The sequence below is a fragment of the Neisseria musculi genome, from assembly GCF_014297595.2.
GTDB classification, from domain to species: domain Bacteria; phylum Pseudomonadota; class Gammaproteobacteria; order Burkholderiales; family Neisseriaceae; genus Neisseria; species Neisseria musculi.
In genome coordinates this window covers 80,524-97,686 of sequence record NZ_CP060414.2, presented here as the reverse complement: position 1 = coordinate 97,686, position 17,163 = coordinate 80,524, and the positions used below count along the sequence as shown (strand labels likewise).

Genomic DNA, 17,163 nt, shown 5'->3' with positions numbered 1-17,163 from the left:
ACTCAGCAGCTATTCTAGTAAGTGTTTGGAAACAAACAGCTCAATCCGCTTGTATTACTTATACTGACTTAAACCGCTTTTCTTCATCAGGATTATTTTTTGATTAAACCTAGTTATCCAGGAATACCTCCTGCAATTCATCACCTTGTACATATTTTAAATTGGATTAACCATGCCACTACTTCACCTAGTCTTGTTCTTATCTTGTTTCACGACAAATACAAGTCAACGATGATAAACAGGCATCAACTTGCAACAGCTATGTTCATATCCACCTTTTCCAATCTGCCTTCAGTCGTAAACAGCCATGCTTTCAAATGAGGAACTCTATTAGCGATGGCGACAACAGAGGTTTTATCCATTACTGAAAACGCAGTTGACAAGGCATCTGCGGTTGCCGCAGTAGCCATAGTTACACTGACGCTGCGGTAGCGTGGACGGCTAGTGCCGGTAAGCGGATTGAAAAGGTGCGTAAACCGGCCTGCTTCGTCCAAAGTCGTGCCGTATCCACCCGAAGTGGACAGAGCCTGGTTTTGCAGCGGCACATTGAGCAATACTGCGTCCCCTCCGTCCGGATGGCGGATGCCAGCCTGCCAAATGCGGCTGCGTGTGCCATCCAAACCGCGGATTTCCCCCAAATCCACCAGTGCCTGCACCAAACCGGCGTTACGTAATATTTCGGTAATGCGGTCAGTAATATAGCCTTGGGCAATGCCGTTAAACGATAAGGCCATACCAGATTTAGCGAAGCGGACGGTGCGGCTGTCGAACTCGACTGCGCCGAAACCCACCGAAGCCAGCGCTTGTTCCAAAACGGCGGCGGTTGGTGCGGATTCACTCAACGGGTGCCGCGAAAAATGCGCGGCATAGGCATTCCAGAGAGGCTGAATGCTGGGGTCGAAGGCACCTTGCGTAAGGGTATGGATGTCGCGGCTGAGGCTGAGCACGGCCAGTAAATCGGCGGGCGGATTATCTAAACGGCCCGTTTGGTTCAGGTGCACCAGCACGCTGTCGCCGCGGTAGAGGCTGAAGATTTTCTCCAGCCGTGATATTTCGGCCACTGCTTTGCCGATTAAGTTTTCGGCAAAGCGGCGGTCGGAGTGGTAAAGGCGCATTTCGGCACCGGCACCCAACGCAATACCCTGCCAAACGGCGGCTTCGGGCAGCGCTCCGACGTTTGTACGGCGGCAGAGCAGCGGCACGGCGGCGGTTCCAGCGACGGCTGCCGTGATGCCGATAAAGCGGCGGCGGGTCATTCTGGTGTTCATGGTTTGCTCCATTTCGCGACGGACGGGCCGCATATTTTCAGACGGCCCCGTTATACGGTCTTTGTTTATTTGAAAATATACTCGTCGGGTATTTCGCCGAACGCCACGACCCTGCCGCCTTTTTCGGCGGCAAATTTCTGCGCCTGCGCCTTGTCGGCAAACGGCAGCGCGTCTTCCGCGCCCATGCCGCCGATAAAGCCGCTTTCAATCACGTAATAGGCTTTACGGGCGTCTACCCAATCGTTGTCGGCGTTGGGTGTGCGCCAATCGCTGACTTTGCCCATATCGGTTACGTAAATCGCAGCAATGCCCTTCGGCTCCTCCGGCAGTTTGGTATAACCGAACATCTGCTTGATGGTGGAAAACCATACCGGTTTGTCGGGCTTGCCATTCAAGAAAATCTGCGCCTTGGGGCCGACGTGCTCCGACAGGTTCATGGTGCAGTAGTGGCCGACGGACCGCTCGGTAATCGGCTGCGGCGCGGGCGGGGAGGACTCCGGCTTTGCGCCGCAGGCGGCAAGCGCCAGCGCGGCGGATACGAGGTAAAAAAGCTTCATACAACTCTCCTACGGGCAAAGCGGCAGGCCGTCTGAAAAGCCGCCGTATGTTTCAGGCGGCCTGCCGCCGGATTCAAATCTGCCGTTTCTGAAACGCCCCCGCCGCAAAAGCGAAAGGCACGGCAATCCACAGCAACTGCGCCGCCAGCAATACGGGGCGGCCGAGTGAAAGCTGGCCGCTCAAACCCGCCATCCCCGCATACATGGCGGTATTTTCGTAGCCGGTCAGGTTCAGCAGGCGGTAGATGTCGGCGGGGTTGAACAGCAGCACGGTTTCCAGTATCGGCGCGGTAATCATCTGCCCGGTATCGGCTGCCAGTATGCCCAGCAGCGTCATATCGAAAATCACCACGAAAAACAGCCACACGCCGATGGCGGTGCCGGCCGCCGTGCCCCGTTCTTTCACTTTTGCGCTAATCAGATAACCCATCGCCAAAAACGCTGCGCCGAGCAAAACGCTGGCGGCAATCAGCAGCAGAAACGGCTGCCACGCACCGGAATCGAAGCCGCCGCCCGCCAGTTGCAGGGCGATGCCCGCCAAGCCGTAGCCCGCCGAAGTCGCCAAGGTAAGGATAATCAGGTGGCCGGCAAACTTACCGGCCAAAACCTGCGCGCGCGATATGGGATAGCTCAACAGCAGCGCCATCGTGCCGCGCTCGATTTCGCCGATTAAAGCGTCGTAGGAGAGTAGCATAGCAATCAGCGGTATCAGGAAAATCGACAGGCTCGACAGGCTGACTACGGTAACGGTCAGCGGGTCGGCCTTTACCGCCCCTGTGGGCGCGCTGCCGAGAAAGCCGAGTGACAAAGCCAGCGCCGCCAGCAACAAAGTGGCGGCCAGTACCCAGCGGTTGCGCAGGCTGTCGCGGATTTCTTTGCCGGTAATAATCCAAACGGGGTTCATGTTTTCCGGTTCCTTCGGTGCTTCTGCACCGGCACAAATACGTTTTTTATCGAAAATATTTTTCAGACGGCCTCTGTCTTAAAAAACACGGCGGCCTCAAAATTGCGCCGCTTTCGGGCTACCGCCGCGCCTACACATCTTCCCGCTTCAAAAATTCGGCGTACATGTCGTCGAGTGTGGGGGTGTGGATGTCAATTTGCCTGATATTGTCCAAACTGCCGAGCTCCCGCAACAGCTCGGCTTTCCGCTCCACCGGACACTGCGCGGTGTAGGTCAGGCCGTCTGAAACCCAGTTTGCCGGCAGGCCGGCGGGCCGTTTGAGCTGTACGCGCACGGTGGCGGGCAGGCCGCTTTGGATTTGCAACTCGTCCATGCTGCCGTCGGCAACTTTGCTGCCATTTTTCATCACGACGATGCGGTCGGCATGGCCGTCCAGTTCGCCCAAAGCGTGGGTGCTGAGCAATACGGCGGCGCCCTGTCCGGCTAGTTCGCGCACGATTTCGTAAAACATCTGCCTCGATGCTGGGTCGAGGCCGGTAGTGGGTTCGTCGAACAGCAGTACTTTGGGCTCTCCGAGCAGGGCTTGGGCAAGAGCGAGACGCTGGCGCATCCCTTTGGAATACGTTCCGACGCGCCTGCCCGCCGCCTGTTCGATGCCGACGCGCTCGAGCAGAGCGGCGTTTTTTCCGACCGGCTGTTTTTTCAGCTTGGCGTAAAAATCCAGCGTTTCCCTGCCGGTAAGCGAGGGGTGGAGGGCAGCGGTTTCGGGCAGGTAGCCGATTCGGCTGCGGACGGATGCGGCGCGGCTGCCCGCAGCATCTTCGCCGAGCAGCCGCACGCTACCTGCGCTGGGGGTAATCAGGCCGAGCATCAGTTTTATCAGTGTGGATTTGCCCGCGCCGTTATGCCCCGCCAAGCCGGCGCATTCTCCGGCCTTCAGGGTTAAGTCGATGTTTTTCACGGCAAAACGGCTACCGTACTGCTTGCTCACTGCGTTTAACGCGATGTGCGATGTGCCCATCGTTCCTCCTTGGTGCGTTTGCGGGTTTCAGACGGCCTTTGCGCCCTACCCCTTCATGGCTTTGTATTTCTCAAACGTTCTATTTTCCGGCGGCGCCATCAGCGGTTTGCTGTCCACCACGCCGCCGGGCAGGATGGCGGGAAACTGCGACTGCGCCCATTTGACCATGCTCACGGCCGGGCTGTTCATCAGCAGGCGGGCGGCGGGGGCGCGCCAGACGATTTGGTCGGTAATGCCGTTGGGGCGGTAGGCGTTGTCGCCGAAACCGTCGCCGTCCAGATCGAAGGCGCTGTTATCGCTCCAGTAGTTACCGCGCCCTCCTTCCGCCCAGTCTGCATAGCGGGTGCTGACGTATTTGATTTGGTTTTGGTTGCCGACAAAGGCGTTGTCGTAGATTTTGTTGCCTTCGGCCGCTGCGGTAAAGTGGATGCCGGTGGCGCAGCCTTCAAAACGGTTGCCGGTCAGGTTGTTGTAGTTGGCGTTGTACACGAATACGCATTTGCCGGCTTTGTCGATGACGTTGCCGCGGATGTCGGAATGGTTGGCGTAGTTGAGCATCAGCCCTTGGTTGGTGCTGTTGACGGCAATGTTATCGTTGATTTTGAGCCGCTCTGAAAACATGATGGCGTAGCCGATTTCGTTGCCGTCTGAAAAGTTGCCGCTCACTTCGCTGTCGTTGGTGTACATATAGTGGACGGCGTAACGCAGCTTTGAGAAACGGTTGTTGCTGAACACGTTTTTGGTGCTGGCATTGGAAAAAATGCCGTCACGGCCTTGCGAAATGTCGTTGCCGGTTACTTTGGAGCCCGGGGCGTTCCACACGGTTACACCGTTGCCGCGCTCGTTGCGGCGCAATTTAGCGTCGCCGACGATTTTGTTCGCCCTCACTAAGGCATCGGGCGCGCCGTGCAGATACACGCCGACGGAGTTCTCCAGAATGTCATTGTGTTCTACCAAGGCGCGGGCGGCGGTTTGTTCGAGGTAAATGCCGGCATCCATGGCCGGCAAGCTCAGGCCGGAGCGGGTTACGGTAAGGTTGCGCAATACGACGTCGGGTGCGTGCACGGATACGGTGCGCCCCGTACGGTCGCCTTCGATTTCAGCGCTGCGGTCGGCCGGGCCTTCGATTGTGAGCGGCTTGCCGATGATGATTCGGCCGCGGTACTTTCCCGACGCCAAACGCAACGTGTCGCCCGCCTGCGCACGATTGACGATGCTTTGCAGGTCACTGCCCGCAGCTACTTCGGTGGTTCCGGCAAAGGCCGTCTGAAAAACAGCCAGCAGCAGTAAAACGAGATTGAAGGAGATATGCATGTATTTGAAATCCGGCCTACTTTATTTTTTCAAACGACTTAGCAACAATAAAGGCCGACTGAAAACGGACACATTGCGCCCTTTCAGACGGCCTGCCCACATTATTTCGGTTTCACAATCATCTGCCCCGACATTTCCATATGCAGGGCATGGCAGAACCATTGGCAGTAATACCAGTAAACGCCTACGCGGTCGGCGGTAAAAGTTACCGAAGCAGTGGCCTGCGGGCCGACTTCCATGGCAATACCGTGGCCTTCGAGGGTAAAGCCGTGAGTGAGATCTTCGATGGTTTCCATATTGGTTACATATACGGTTACTTCGTCACCCTGTTTCACTTCAAAATGCGGCACGCTGAACACGGGTGCGACGGCGGTCATATACACACGTACTTTGTTGCCTTCGCGGATGACATTGGCTGCGCTCTCCAGCTTCACACCGTCTTTTTCGGCCTGCCTCACTGCGTCTTCCCACATCCACTGGTCTTTGCGGTCCCACGTTTTCAGCGGCTTCACTTTAGATGAGGCCACCAGCAGCATATCGTGCGGCTCGGCAAAGCTGGGGCCGTCGTGCACCAACTTCATTTCGTCGCCGGAAATGTCGATAAGCTGATCGTTTTCCGGCTTGAGGGGGCCAACGTTCAAGAAGCGGTCTTTCGAAAATTTATTCAAAGAAACCAACCATTTGCCATCAGCCTCTTTGGTTTCGCCCATCGTGGTGTGGTTGTGGCCAGGCTGGTAATGCACATCGAGTTTCTGAATGATGTAGTCGCCTTTTTTATCTTTGTTTTGATAAGCGGCGATGGCTTTTTCGATGTTCCATTTTACCATCTGGCTGTCGATAAACAGCGTGGTGTAGGCGTTGCCGCGGCCGTCGAACGCGGTGTGCAGCGGCCCCAAACCCAGCTCCGGCTCGGCCACCACCACGTCGCGTTCTTTGATTTTGCCGGCAAACAAATCGTCAAGCTTGCGCACGTCGAGCACGGTTACGGTGGGAGAGAGTTTGCCGTTGAGCATGATGTAGTTGCCGTCGGGCGAAGCGTTGCAACCGTGCGGCGAGTTGGGTACGGGAATGTAGCGGGTGTATTTGGATTTGGCCTCGGCGCGGCCGTCCAATACTTTCACGCCGCCAATTTCTTTAAAATCTCCGTTTTTGACACCCTCTTCGATGGCGGCGATATTGAACACCACGCACCAGTCCTGCTCGTTGGCCGACGCTTCGGTAACAGTGGTGCCTTTTTCGGAGTTGTAACAGGTGGCGAAAGAATATTTGCCCTGATAGTCGGCATCGCCATTATCCAGATTGCCGTCAACCATAACCTGCCAGGCCACCTGCATGGTTTCGCCGTCTACCGCCGTATAAACCGCCCACCAGTTTTTCTTGGGGTCGTCTAAAAGCGTGCCGTTGTTGGGAACCGGCACGATGTGTTCGCCGTTGGCAAACACATAGCCTGTTTTCGGATAACGCTGCGGGCGCAGGCCGTGTACGCCGGAAACATTGGGGATTTCCAGAATTTTGTCGGTTTTCATCACGTCGCAACGGATACGCGCCACACGGTTGTTGGCTTTATCGTTTACGTAAACATAGCGGCCGTCGTAAGTTTGGTCGGTAAACGACATGTGCGGGTGGTGCAAATCGCCGTTGGGGATAACCGGCTGGCCGGTTTTCTTCAGGTATTCGCGGGTTTCCGGCGTAATACCGGCATTCAGAATCTTACGGCTTTCGTTGGTACGCCCCCAGCCGGTGGCGCTGCACATATTGAATACGGGAATACGCAGCAGCTCGCGCATAGAAGGTACGCCCAAAATACGCAGCTCGCCGGTTTGGCCGCTGGAGTTGAACGCATAATATTGGTCGAGTTCGCCCGGTCCGACATGGTAAGACAGGCCGCCTTCGCCGCCCGGTTTAGCCGCCGCCCCCGATGCGCCGCTGGCCGCACCGCCTTCGCCGCCGTTGGAGCAGCCCGCCAAGCCGAGCAGGCCGGCACCTGCCAAACCCGCGCCCGATACCGCAGCCGTGCCTAAAAACGAGCGGCGGCTCAGGCCTGCCTGCCCTAATTTTTCTTGATTGTCTGACATTTCAACTCTCCTTGTTAGAAATACCGGCAGCCTTTCAGACGGCCTGCCGCAACGGGTTAAATACTCTAAAAATGGTGCCGGTTAAGGCAAACCGGCTTATTCGGCAGGGCGCCCTTCGTTTTCAGACGGCCTCTGCGGTACAAACCGCACCACCTGCTCCTGCGGCTTTTGTGTTTCCGCTTCACCCTTAGCCGCCGCCTGCCGGGCTTTTTTCTTCAACACCGACACCACCTGCGGGCAGCGGGTGGTATGGTGGTACAGCACTTGGCAGTGCAGGCACTGGATGCATTCGTTGGGGTTAATCCGGCCTTCCGGCTCGATGGCCTGCACGGGACATTCGTTGGCGCACAACTGGCACGGGTTGCCGCACATATGGTAGCGGCGCAGCCAGTCGAAAATCCTCAGTCGGGCGGGAACGGCCATCGCCGCGCCCAGCGGGCAGAGATAACGACAGAAAAAACGCTCGACAAACAGGCCGGCGGCAAGCAGCGCAGCGGCAAACAGCACCCACCACCACTCGCGCATGAATTTCAGGATAACCGCCGTTTTAAACGGCTCCACCTCCGAAAGCCGCTCGGCTAAGCCCAAGTCATAAAGCGATACGCCGAACAACACCATAAAGACCACATATTTCAAAGCCGCCAAACGGGTATGCACGCCAAAAGACACGTTAAGCTGTTTCACGCCCAGCTTTTTGGCGATACGGTTCGACAATTCCTGCAAAGCGCCAAACGGGCATAGCCAGCCGCAGAATGCCCCGCGGTTCCAAAACAGCAGCGAAACCGCCGATGCACTCCATAAAATAAACACTATCGGATCCATCAGGAAATAATCCCAACTGAACCCCGTACGCAGCGACGTGGTAAAAGTAAGCACGTTTACCACCGAAAGCTGCGCTTGCAGATACCAGCCGATAAAAAACAAGCTGAACGCCAGATAGGCCAAGCGGAAACGGTCGTAGAAAACCGGGTGTTTCGCCAAAGTATCCTGAAAGAAAAACACCGCCGCCAACACCAGCAAAGAAAGCAACACCACAGCAATCTGCCAGACCTTGCCCGCCCAAACCTGCTTCCACAAATGCACCTGCCCGCCGCCTGTGTCGGCTTCAGAAAGCGTATCAGAGGCCGTCTGAGCGGGTAAGGCTTCGGGCGGAATCTCCACCGGCGGCGCATTCGGGTCGTCCGCATAAAAACCCTGCGGCAGCCCGTAATCCAAATCAGCGGTAACAAACGCCTTGTCGCTTACGCCGGTGGTGCGCTGTATGACCAGCTGCGCCCGCCACGGCTCGGCACCATCGAAAGCCGCATCTTCCGGCACCGTAAACAGCGACACTTCCTTAAATTGCGGCGCACCTTCTGCCTCCAGCGCCGTCAGGCGCTCGTGTTGCGCGTCGGTAAAACGGAAGCTGGTGTCGCCCTGAATAATCTCGATGCGATCGAAAATGCCGCCGCGCACATAGCCCGACCCCTTCCACGAATAACGCCCCTCTCCCGCGATTACCAGAGCCTGCTGGTTCGGTTTCAGACGGCCTTTCAAAGCATTCCAGCCCACTTCCCCGAGCAGGCTTTTACCGATAGCCGACTGTGAAGCCAGCGCCACATACAAATCGATAAAAGTAGCATCGTCGGGGCCGAGCTCGGGGTGCTCGACCGCCGCCGTTTTGCCGCTCCGCTCAAACAGTTTGTTGGCTTCGCCCACCGTCAGATGCAGTTTCGCCACCGCTTTTTGCGCCAATAGCTCTTTCCAAGAAAGCACATCCTGTTTGTCTTGGTTGATGATGCGGCGGGGCCGTGTACGTACGGTGTTCCGGGCACCTTGAAAAGCCGGAACGCTGGCTTCCGGAGTCCCCCGAACCGCCTCCGCCGCCTGCGGCGTGCCGAGTTTGTATACCGGTGCAATAGCCTTGATGGAACGCTGTATACCGTCATTAATCACCATCAGCGTTACCGTGGCGCCGCTGATAATGTCGGAAGGCATGCTGCCGGGCTTGAGCGGCGATTTCACCAAATTCAAACCCACATAATCTTGAATAAACTTATCAACTTTCGACTGCGGAATACCGATTAGCACGATAGGCTCGTTATGTGCCACCAATTTGGCGCCGACGATAGTTCCGTCATTGGAAAGCGCCATCATCGTATCAATCGGTTTGCTGGAATAACCGCGCGTATTCACAACATCTGTGGTTATATACACCAAACCAAGCTTCTCTTGCCCTTTGTACACAGGCGCAACCAACGGTTTGCCCTCCGGTTCCCCATAGCGATCAGCACCCGGAAAAATTTCAGCAGGTGGAATTTTTGACAGAAACTCCGGCAAACGCTCAGCCCAAACAGGATGCATAAGGAAAGCTCCCAATACAAAGAGCAGACAAACAGCAACCTGTCGGGGAATGCGGCTCCGTAGTGCATTCATTATAAAGTTGAACATGACAGCTCCCAACTTAATTCATACACTATTAAATATATATTATATGAATAATAAATCAGGTATAATTTGACTGAAATCAAAGATTGAAATGTTAAAATGAAAATAGCCAACTGAATCAACATAAGAAAAATGCAATCACTGAACTATTTATTTTGTTCTACTGCTGAAGCAGTCAGACCGACAGCAACAAATAAAACCACTACTTTATATTATTGATAATTACTTACCCATCAACATACCCATATTAAAAATATGTAACATATCAACATATTTTCGGCATAATCCCAATATAGCCTACTCAAAAAAACTCCAAAACTCTCACTCAAAGAACTCTTCAAAGCTGCACGATTACTACAGTGCAGCAAAGGAATCTAGCACAACCATCTCCATGCCTTGAAATGCTCTCTCTTCACCTAAAGCTCTTCCCTGACAACTATAAATATGCAAAATTAGCGCATCTATCCAACCTTATATCTTTCACCCCACGTAAGGGGATCATATCTTACAAACCTAAAGCCCCGCTAACTCAAACGCCAAGTGAAGGGGTTTTATCATGTGCATTGTTTACTGCACCGTAAATCTTGATTCTTACAGTTTCCCCAAATCCTACATCGTTCGCTTTTCAAGGAAGATAAAAACGCCGATGTACGCTGTATTAAAACCGTTAATTTCCCTATCCGAAATCCTGACTTGCCGAATAAAACCTTGTCAGAATTCGAAGAATTTGGGCGTTTGGCTGTGTGCGAAATCATGGACAAGGTTGTTTTGCAATGATGGCGGGGAGTAATAAGGCTGTGGCGGGGAATGGCGTGGCAGACGGCGCGCCCTGCACGGCGGCAGACACGGCGGAACCCGCCGAAGGCCGCCTCCCCGCCTAGACTAACAGGGGGAGCAACAAAAAAACCAACCCCATGAGTGGGGAGCAAAACCAAACCGGACACTACACCCATTTTTTATCAGACTCGGTTCCGAATCGGCCGATTATGGGGAAGTGCATTACGGTGGAAAGCTGGATACCGTCTTAATCGAATGGAAAGGTTTAGGCTGTAATTTGGTTTCCTATCGCCGGGAAAACCGCCTTTTCGACTTTCTGCAAAATGCCATAATGCCGCGCATCACCCGCTGTGGTTTGGCTCTCGATTTTTTAGATGGCGGATAAGCCCCGAACAAGCTTTGTCAGACCGCGATAACGGCTGTTTCGACCATCACAATATACGGCCTAAGTCGGAAATGACCGGGAAGATGGAACGGGCAAAGCGTTTTATGCCGGCAGGAAGAAAAACGCAAAGTTTGTCTGCATGTGCGAAAAAGGCAGGCAGTTGGATGATAAGGAATCGAACCGGTGCCGCTTTGAAATTCAGTTCAATCACAGCGATATAGAAATCCCGCCGGATATATTGAAACATTCGGACGGCTATTTTTCGGGGGCTTTTCCGATTTGCCAAACTTTTAAAAACATGATCCACGAACGGCGCATATCGGTGAGGGAAAAACGCTTAATTTGACTTTCGGCTATAAGGTCAGACACGGAAAAATTCCGTTGGTGCCTTAATGCGCTTCATGCGTGATGTCGGTCTTGACGACAGGCAGATTGTTGGAATGCCGATTGGTGGTGACGACAGATATCCGAAAGGCTTGGAGCCTGCTTGCTGTTGTTACCGGCAGTGTAAAAATGACCACCTGACGGCAGTCAAAAATTGCCCCCCTGACTTAAACTCGCAGCTCTAAAACAAAGGCTGCTTTCATGTTGAATCAGGAGACGGTTGCGGCCATCAAAGCGCTTAAACAACAAGGCAAATCCATTCAAGGCATGACCAATCAAAACCCGGCAAGCCCGACCCCTTTAAAGACTATATCCGCTCCCGCATCGAAGCCGCTGCTCCCGGCCGGATTCCCGCTGCCGTGCCGTATCGGGAAATCCTCGAAACGGGCTTTCAGGGCAAAGGGTGCGACAGAACTTGCAGCAATCGGCAGCGTGGCGGTATCGGGTACTACACCAGCCGCCAAGAGCGGCAGGGTTGGGCAGAAACGATAAGCGGATGCAGCAAAGGATACTAGACAACGTAACGACAACGGCAGATGACAACTGGACGGAGAGCCTTTGAGCGGACACGGTAGGAGGTGTATAATTGCCCTGTTGGTAAGCCGAAGAACCAGCGTATAGCGTTATTGTAAAGGCAAAACCAGCAGCACAGGGCGGTTGTCGGGAACGGTACACCAGCCCTTGCTTTTTGAAATACCAGCCGCGCGGTTTTCGGCTGGTATTTTGATTCAGGCGGCACAGGGTCGGACGAGCAGGGCGAGCCGTGAGCGGCAAGAGCGGAAAGTTGAAATTTTGAAATTTTGAAATTTTTTTTTGAGCCCCCCCCAGATAGAGCGCAAAGAGGCAGCAGAAAAAAGTGTATACGTCATGTGTAGAGTGCAGAGTGCGGAAAAAGTAGAGTGTAGAAGAACTACGTTTTTGTAGATTGCAGGGAGAGTAGATACAACAAGGAGGGGAAGCCCAGAGCAAATACAGGGATGAGATTTTTACTTTGTTACAGAAAAGTTACAGAATTCTTATATAAGAAAAGCGCAAGCCATTATAAATCAATGGCTTGCGCTATTTGTTTGGTTGCGGGGGCAGGATTCGAACCTACGACCTTCGGGTTATGAGCCCGACGAGCTACCATACTGCTCCACCCCGCGTCATTATTTGTAATCATAACTTATCCAGCTAATAGATGTCAATCATTTTTCATCAAGTTCACAAGACTACCATACCCTTTCTTTCCAATGCTTCTAAATCGCACAACTGCAATATTTTTAAGCACATCATACTAATCCAAATTTCAATTTCTTCAGTAAATAAAGCCAGCCCCCTCTGCATCGCGCGTTGCACTTACAATTTCAATACCCAACCAACCAACGTTTCAAATTCCAAAACCAAAAGCGACTTTGTGCAAAATGATGACAAAAGTACGAATATCGTAAGCCACTACATTCTCTATACAGAGAAAATTGCAAGCAGTATAGACAGAGTAGGATCTATTCTATTGTATCTATTGTCACATCAGCAGTTTATAACATTATTTTTCTGAAATGCTATAGTGTGGATTTTTCATTTTCATGCAAGGCGGCCACACACGGGGGTATGGCCATCCTTATCGGGTTTGGTTTGTGGACTTTGCTGAAACTCAACCAAAGCGTTTTGCGGCAGCAGGACTTCCCTGTCGGCGTTTTTCGCGCACTGGGCTTGACTGCCGTACTGGCTTTCGGCATCCCCTCTCTTTGGTTATGGTCTGTTTCGTTAAGCGTGCCGGCAGAGGGCGGCGGCATTGCCTGGGATTCGCCCCGGTATCTGGCCGTTTCGCTCTGCCAGGCTGCCGCTGCCTGTTTATGCCTGCACCGTTTGGCGGTCCTGTACCTGCTGCGCCGGCGCACTGCCCGCGGCAGACTCTGCGGATAAACAAAACCCATACGGCAGCTGCTGCCGTATGGGGAGAAAGAGAAGCGGGGAGATCCTGTTTTGGGAGACAGCTGTTCACAGGCAGAACAAAGGCCGGTGTGCCGCCCGTCTCCTACTTGGCCGGTTTCTTCACTGCCGGCTGCGCTTTCCCCGCTGCTTTGCCCTCTACCGTTGCTTCCTCCCTCAACTTGGACAGAATCCCTTCGCCTATCCCTTTCACATTCTTCAAATCGTCCACGCTTTTAAAGCTGCCGTTCTGACTGCGGTACTCCACTATCGCGGCAGCCTTCGAGGGCCCTATCCCCGGCAGCGCCTTCAGCTCCTCCGCCGTTGCCGTGTTGATGTTTACCGCCGCCAGCAACAGCGTCGGGGTTATCGCGCTCAAGATACCCAATAAATAAAGTTTCAGTTTCATGGTTTTGCTCCGTAATGAATATTGTGGCGGTACCGCCCTTCTTCCCTCATCTGTCCGGTACTGCATTCATCATAAACGATGGGTCCCGTTTTTCAAATACTTTTCCGCCGGCAAACGGTAACCATGGTAACTGTTGTTGCCGTCCGGCAACACTTTACTTTTGGGATTTGGATTGGTTCCCTTATTCCGTTATCTCTGCGCTTCTATAGCGTTTCCCGTTTGTTGTTTTCTGACCGAAAGCAAGCCCCCGATACTTCCGTACCGGGGGCTTTGAAGGGGTGTCTGGCAGTGACCTACTTTCACATGGGTATCCACACTATCATCGGCGCTGGGTCGTTTCACGGTCCTGTTCGGGATGGGAAGGCGTGGGACCAACCCGCTATGGCCGCCAGACTTAAACTGTACAAATCAAAAAGCCGTTACGGAGGTTTTGCTCCGCTTATTTATTCTTTAACCAACATTGCGAGTATCGGTGATGAAGTATCTTCATCGGTAAGCTTTATCTCTGAGGCTTTGTTTATGTTTCAAAGTCCTTCAAATGATAGAGTCAAGCCTCACGAGCAATTAGTATGGGTTAGCTCCACGCGTTACCGCGCTTCCACACCCCACCTATCAACGTCCTGGTCTCGAACGGCTCTTTAGTGCGGTCAAGCCGCAAGGGAAGTCTCATCTTCAGGCGAGTTTCGCGCTTAGATGCTTTCAGCGCTTATCTCTTCCGAACTTAGCTACCCGGCGATGCGACTGGCGTCACAACCGGTACACCAGAGGTTCGTCCACTCCGGTCCTCTCGTACTAGGAGCAGCCCCCGTCAAACTTCCAACGCCCACTGCAGATAGGGACCAAACTGTCTCACGACGTTTTAAACCCAGCTCACGTACCACTTTAAATGGCGAACAGCCATACCCTTGGGACCGACTACAGCCCCAGGATGTGATGAGCCGACATCGAGGTGCCAAACTCCGCCGTCGATATGAACTCTTGGGCGGAATCAGCCTGTTATCCCCGGAGTACCTTTTATCCGTTGAGCGATGGCCCTTCCATACAGAACCACCGGATCACTATGTCCTGCTTTCGCACCTGCTCGACTTGTCGGTCTCGCAGTTAAGCTACCTTTTGCCATTGCACTATCAGTCCGATTTCCGACCGGACCTAGGTAACCTTCGAACTCCTCCGTTACGCTTTGGGAGGAGACCGCCCCAGTCAAACTGCCTACCATGCACGGTCCCCGATCCGGATCACGGACCTGGGTTAGAACCTCAAAGACACCAGGGTGGTATTTCAAGGACGGCTCCGCAAAAACTGGCGTTTTTGCTTCTCAGCCTCCCACCTATCCTACACAAGTGCCTTCAAAGTCCAATGCAAAGCTACAGTAAAGGTTCACGGGGTCTTTCCGTCTAGCAGCGGGGAGATTGCATCTTCACAACCATTTCAACTTCGCTGAGTCTCGGGAGGAGACAGTGTGGCCATCGTTACGCCATTCGTGCGGGTCGGAACTTACCCGACAAGGAATTTCGCTACCTTAGGACCGTTATAGTTACGGCCGCCGTTTACCGGGGCTTCGATCCGATGCGCTAACATCTTCAATTAACCTTCCGGCACCGGGCAGGCGTCACACCCTATACGTCCACTTTCGTGTTGGCAGAGTGCTGTGTTTTTAATAAACAGTCGCAGCCACCGATTCTCTGCGACCCTCCAATGCTTACACCGCAAGGGCTTAACATCAGAGGGCATACCTTCTCCCGAAGTTACGGTATCAATTTGCCGAGTTCCTTCTCCCGAGTTCTCTCAAGCGCCTTAGAATTCTCATCCTGCCCACCTGTGTCGGTTTGCGGTACGGTTCTGATCCAACTGAAGCTTAGCGGCTTTTCCTGGAAGCGTGGTATCGGTTGCTTCGTATCCGTAGATACTCGTCGTCACTTCTCGGTGTTTTGAGCGCCCGGATTTGCCTGAACACTCCACCTACCGGCTTAAACAAACTATTCCAACAGTTTGCCAACCTAACCTTCTCCGTCCCCACATCGCATTGAATCAAAGTACGGGAATATTAACCCGTTTCCCATCGACTACGCATTTCTGCCTCGCCTTAGGGGCCGACTCACCCTACGCCGATGAACGTTGCGTAGGAAACCTTGGGCTTTCGGCGAGCGGGCTTTTCACCCGCTTTATCGCTACTCATGTCAACATTCGCACTTCTGATACCTCCAGCATGCTTTACAGCACACCTTCTACGGCCTACAGAACGCTCCCCTACCATGCGCCAGGCGCATCCGCAGCTTCGGTTACAGATTTGAGCCCCGTTACATCTTCCGCGCAGGACGACTCGACCAGTGAGCTATTACGCTTTCTTTAAATGATGGCTGCTTCTAAGCCAACATCCTGGCTGTCTGGGCCTTCCCACTTCGTTTACCACTTAATCTGTCATTGGGGACCTTAGCTGGCGGTCTGGGTTGTTTCCCTCTCGACAACGGACGTTAGCACCCGCTGTCTGTCTCCCATGATTGCACTTTCCGGTATTCTTAGTTTGCCATGGGTTGGTAAGTCGCAATGACCCCCTAGCCATAACAGTGCTTTACCCCCGGAAGTGATACATGAGGCACTACCTAAATAGTTTTCGGGGAGAACCAGCTATCTCCGAGTTTGTTTAGCCTTTCACCCCTATCCACAGCTCATCCCCGCATTTTGCAACATGCGTGGGTTCGGACCTCCAGTACCTGTTACGGCACCTTCATCCTGGCCATGGATAGATCACTCGGTTTCGGGTCTACACCCAGCAACTCTGCGCCCTGTTAAGACTCGGTTTCCCTGCGCCTCCCCTATCCGGTTAAGCTCGCTACTGAATGTAAGTCGTTGACCCATTATACAAAAGGTACGCAGTCACCCCAAAAGGGCTCCCACTGTTTGTATGCATCAGGTTTCAGGTTCTGTTTCACTCCCCTCCCGGGGTTCTTTTCGCCTTTCCCTCACGGTACTGGTTCACTATCGGTCGATGATGAGTATTTAGCCTTGGAGGATGGTCCCCCCGTCTTCAGACAGGATTTCTCGTGTCCCGCCCTACTTGTCGTATACCCAGTACCACCATTCGGATTTCGAATACGGGGCTATCACCCGCTATGGCTGACTTTTCCAAGTCATTCTTCTATCCCAACGGCTATCGTATACAGGCTCCTCCGCGTTCGCTCGCCACTACTTGCGGAATCTCGGTTGATTTCTTTTCCTCCGGGTACTTAGATGGTTCAGTTCTCCGGGTTCGCCTCTCCGGAGCTATGTATTCACTCCGGGATACTTAGTAAACTAAGTGGGTTTCCCCATTCGGACATCGCGGGATCTCAGCCTTATTGCCGGCTCCCCCGCGCTTTTCGCAGGCTTACACGTCCTTCTTCGCCTATCATCGCCAAGGCATCCACCTGATGCACTTATTCACTTGACTCTATCATTTGAAGAACCTTCCGACTTCGCAGTAACCGGCGTTGACTACCAATCCTGCTTAGATTCCCTAATCTGATAAAGCTTACTGCTTTGTTGTGTACCATATCCTGCCTTTTGTCTTTCAGGATACGGTCGATACAATCATCACCCAAATACTGCGGCCGGATTCTTTTCAGACGGCCTCAACCGCCCAAACCCCGGCATCTTGCAGATGCCCGAGTCAAATCCGACCAACTTTGTCTTTGTTTGTTGATTTCGGCTTTCCAATTTGTTAAAGAACAATGCGGTATCGGGAATGTTTGTTC

At 53.4% G+C, this 17,163-nt stretch carries 10 protein-coding genes, 1 tRNA gene, 2 rRNA genes and 1 pseudogene; 3 read left to right on the top strand and 11 right to left on the bottom strand.

What is annotated here, in order from left to right; translation table 11 throughout:
• Positions 1-245: 245 nt before the first annotated feature.
• From H7A79_RS00440 to H7A79_RS00410, 7 genes are all read right to left on the bottom strand, one after another.
• Positions 246-1,268 (bottom strand): FAD:protein FMN transferase, encoded by a 1,023-nt coding sequence (locus H7A79_RS00440; protein ID WP_187001576.1) that lies wholly within the window; start codon positions 1,266-1,268, stop codon positions 246-248.
• Between the two features lie 65 nt (positions 1,269-1,333).
• The gene (locus H7A79_RS00435) at positions 1,334-1,825 is read right to left on the bottom strand and encodes a nitrous oxide reductase accessory protein NosL (RefSeq protein WP_187000731.1); all 492 of its coding nucleotides are present in this window, start codon (positions 1,823-1,825) and stop codon (positions 1,334-1,336) included.
• A 73-nt stretch (positions 1,826-1,898) separates the two neighbouring features.
• Positions 1,899-2,729, bottom strand: coding sequence for an ABC transporter permease (locus H7A79_RS00430; RefSeq protein ID WP_187000730.1), 831 nt, complete (start codon positions 2,727-2,729; stop codon positions 1,899-1,901).
• A gap of 130 nt (positions 2,730-2,859) precedes the next feature.
• A complete protein-coding gene (locus H7A79_RS00425) occupies positions 2,860-3,750 on the bottom strand; it encodes an ABC transporter ATP-binding protein (RefSeq protein ID WP_187000729.1) in 891 nt (296 codons plus the stop codon).
• 45 nt (positions 3,751-3,795) lie between these two features.
• On the bottom strand, positions 3,796-5,064 hold the full coding sequence (locus H7A79_RS00420; RefSeq protein WP_187000728.1) for a nitrous oxide reductase family maturation protein NosD: 1,269 nt from the start codon (positions 5,062-5,064) through the stop codon (positions 3,796-3,798).
• A gap of 101 nt (positions 5,065-5,165) precedes the next feature.
• On the bottom strand, positions 5,166-7,139 hold the full coding sequence (gene nosZ, locus H7A79_RS00415) for a TAT-dependent nitrous-oxide reductase (protein ID WP_187000727.1): 1,974 nt from the start codon (positions 7,137-7,139) through the stop codon (positions 5,166-5,168).
• A gap of 96 nt (positions 7,140-7,235) precedes the next feature.
• Positions 7,236-9,554: a NosR/NirI family protein gene (locus H7A79_RS00410; protein WP_187001575.1), complete on the bottom strand. Its 2,319-nt coding sequence runs from the start codon at positions 9,552-9,554 to the stop codon at positions 7,236-7,238.
• Positions 9,555-10,861: 1,307 nt separating this feature from the next.
• On the opposite strand from H7A79_RS00410, the pseudogene H7A79_RS00405 reads away from it, so the two are divergent.
• Together H7A79_RS00405 and H7A79_RS00400 are read left to right on the top strand one after the other, a co-directional pair.
• A pseudogene (locus H7A79_RS00405) lies at positions 10,862-11,074 on the top strand (replication initiation factor domain-containing protein); the annotation flags it as partial.
• 239 nt (positions 11,075-11,313) lie between these two features.
• Positions 11,314-11,604 carry a hypothetical protein gene (locus tag H7A79_RS00400; RefSeq protein ID WP_187000726.1) on the top strand — a complete coding sequence of 97 codons (291 nt, stop codon included), beginning with the start codon at positions 11,314-11,316 and terminating at the stop codon, positions 11,602-11,604.
• 576 nt (positions 11,605-12,180) lie between these two features.
• On the opposite strand, the gene H7A79_RS00395 is transcribed toward H7A79_RS00400, so the two are convergent.
• A tRNA-Met gene (locus tag H7A79_RS00395) sits at positions 12,181-12,257 on the bottom strand.
• 445 nt (positions 12,258-12,702) lie between these two features.
• Here H7A79_RS00395 and H7A79_RS00390 point away from each other — a divergent pair.
• Positions 12,703-13,017, top strand: coding sequence for a hypothetical protein (locus H7A79_RS00390; protein WP_187000725.1), 315 nt, complete (start codon positions 12,703-12,705; stop codon positions 13,015-13,017).
• A 112-nt stretch (positions 13,018-13,129) separates the two neighbouring features.
• Here the strand turns inward: H7A79_RS00390 and H7A79_RS00385 are convergent, their stop codons facing one another.
• The 3 genes from H7A79_RS00385 to H7A79_RS00375 form a co-directional block, all read right to left on the bottom strand.
• A complete protein-coding gene (locus H7A79_RS00385; RefSeq protein WP_135034493.1) occupies positions 13,130-13,426 on the bottom strand; it encodes a ComEA family DNA-binding protein in 297 nt (98 codons plus the stop codon).
• 286 nt (positions 13,427-13,712) lie between these two features.
• Positions 13,713-13,825: ribosomal RNA gene (rrf, locus tag H7A79_RS00380) — 5S ribosomal RNA — on the bottom strand.
• A 150-nt stretch (positions 13,826-13,975) separates the two neighbouring features.
• Positions 13,976-16,859, bottom strand: a 23S ribosomal RNA gene (locus tag H7A79_RS00375).
• Positions 16,860-17,163 lie beyond the last annotated feature (304 nt).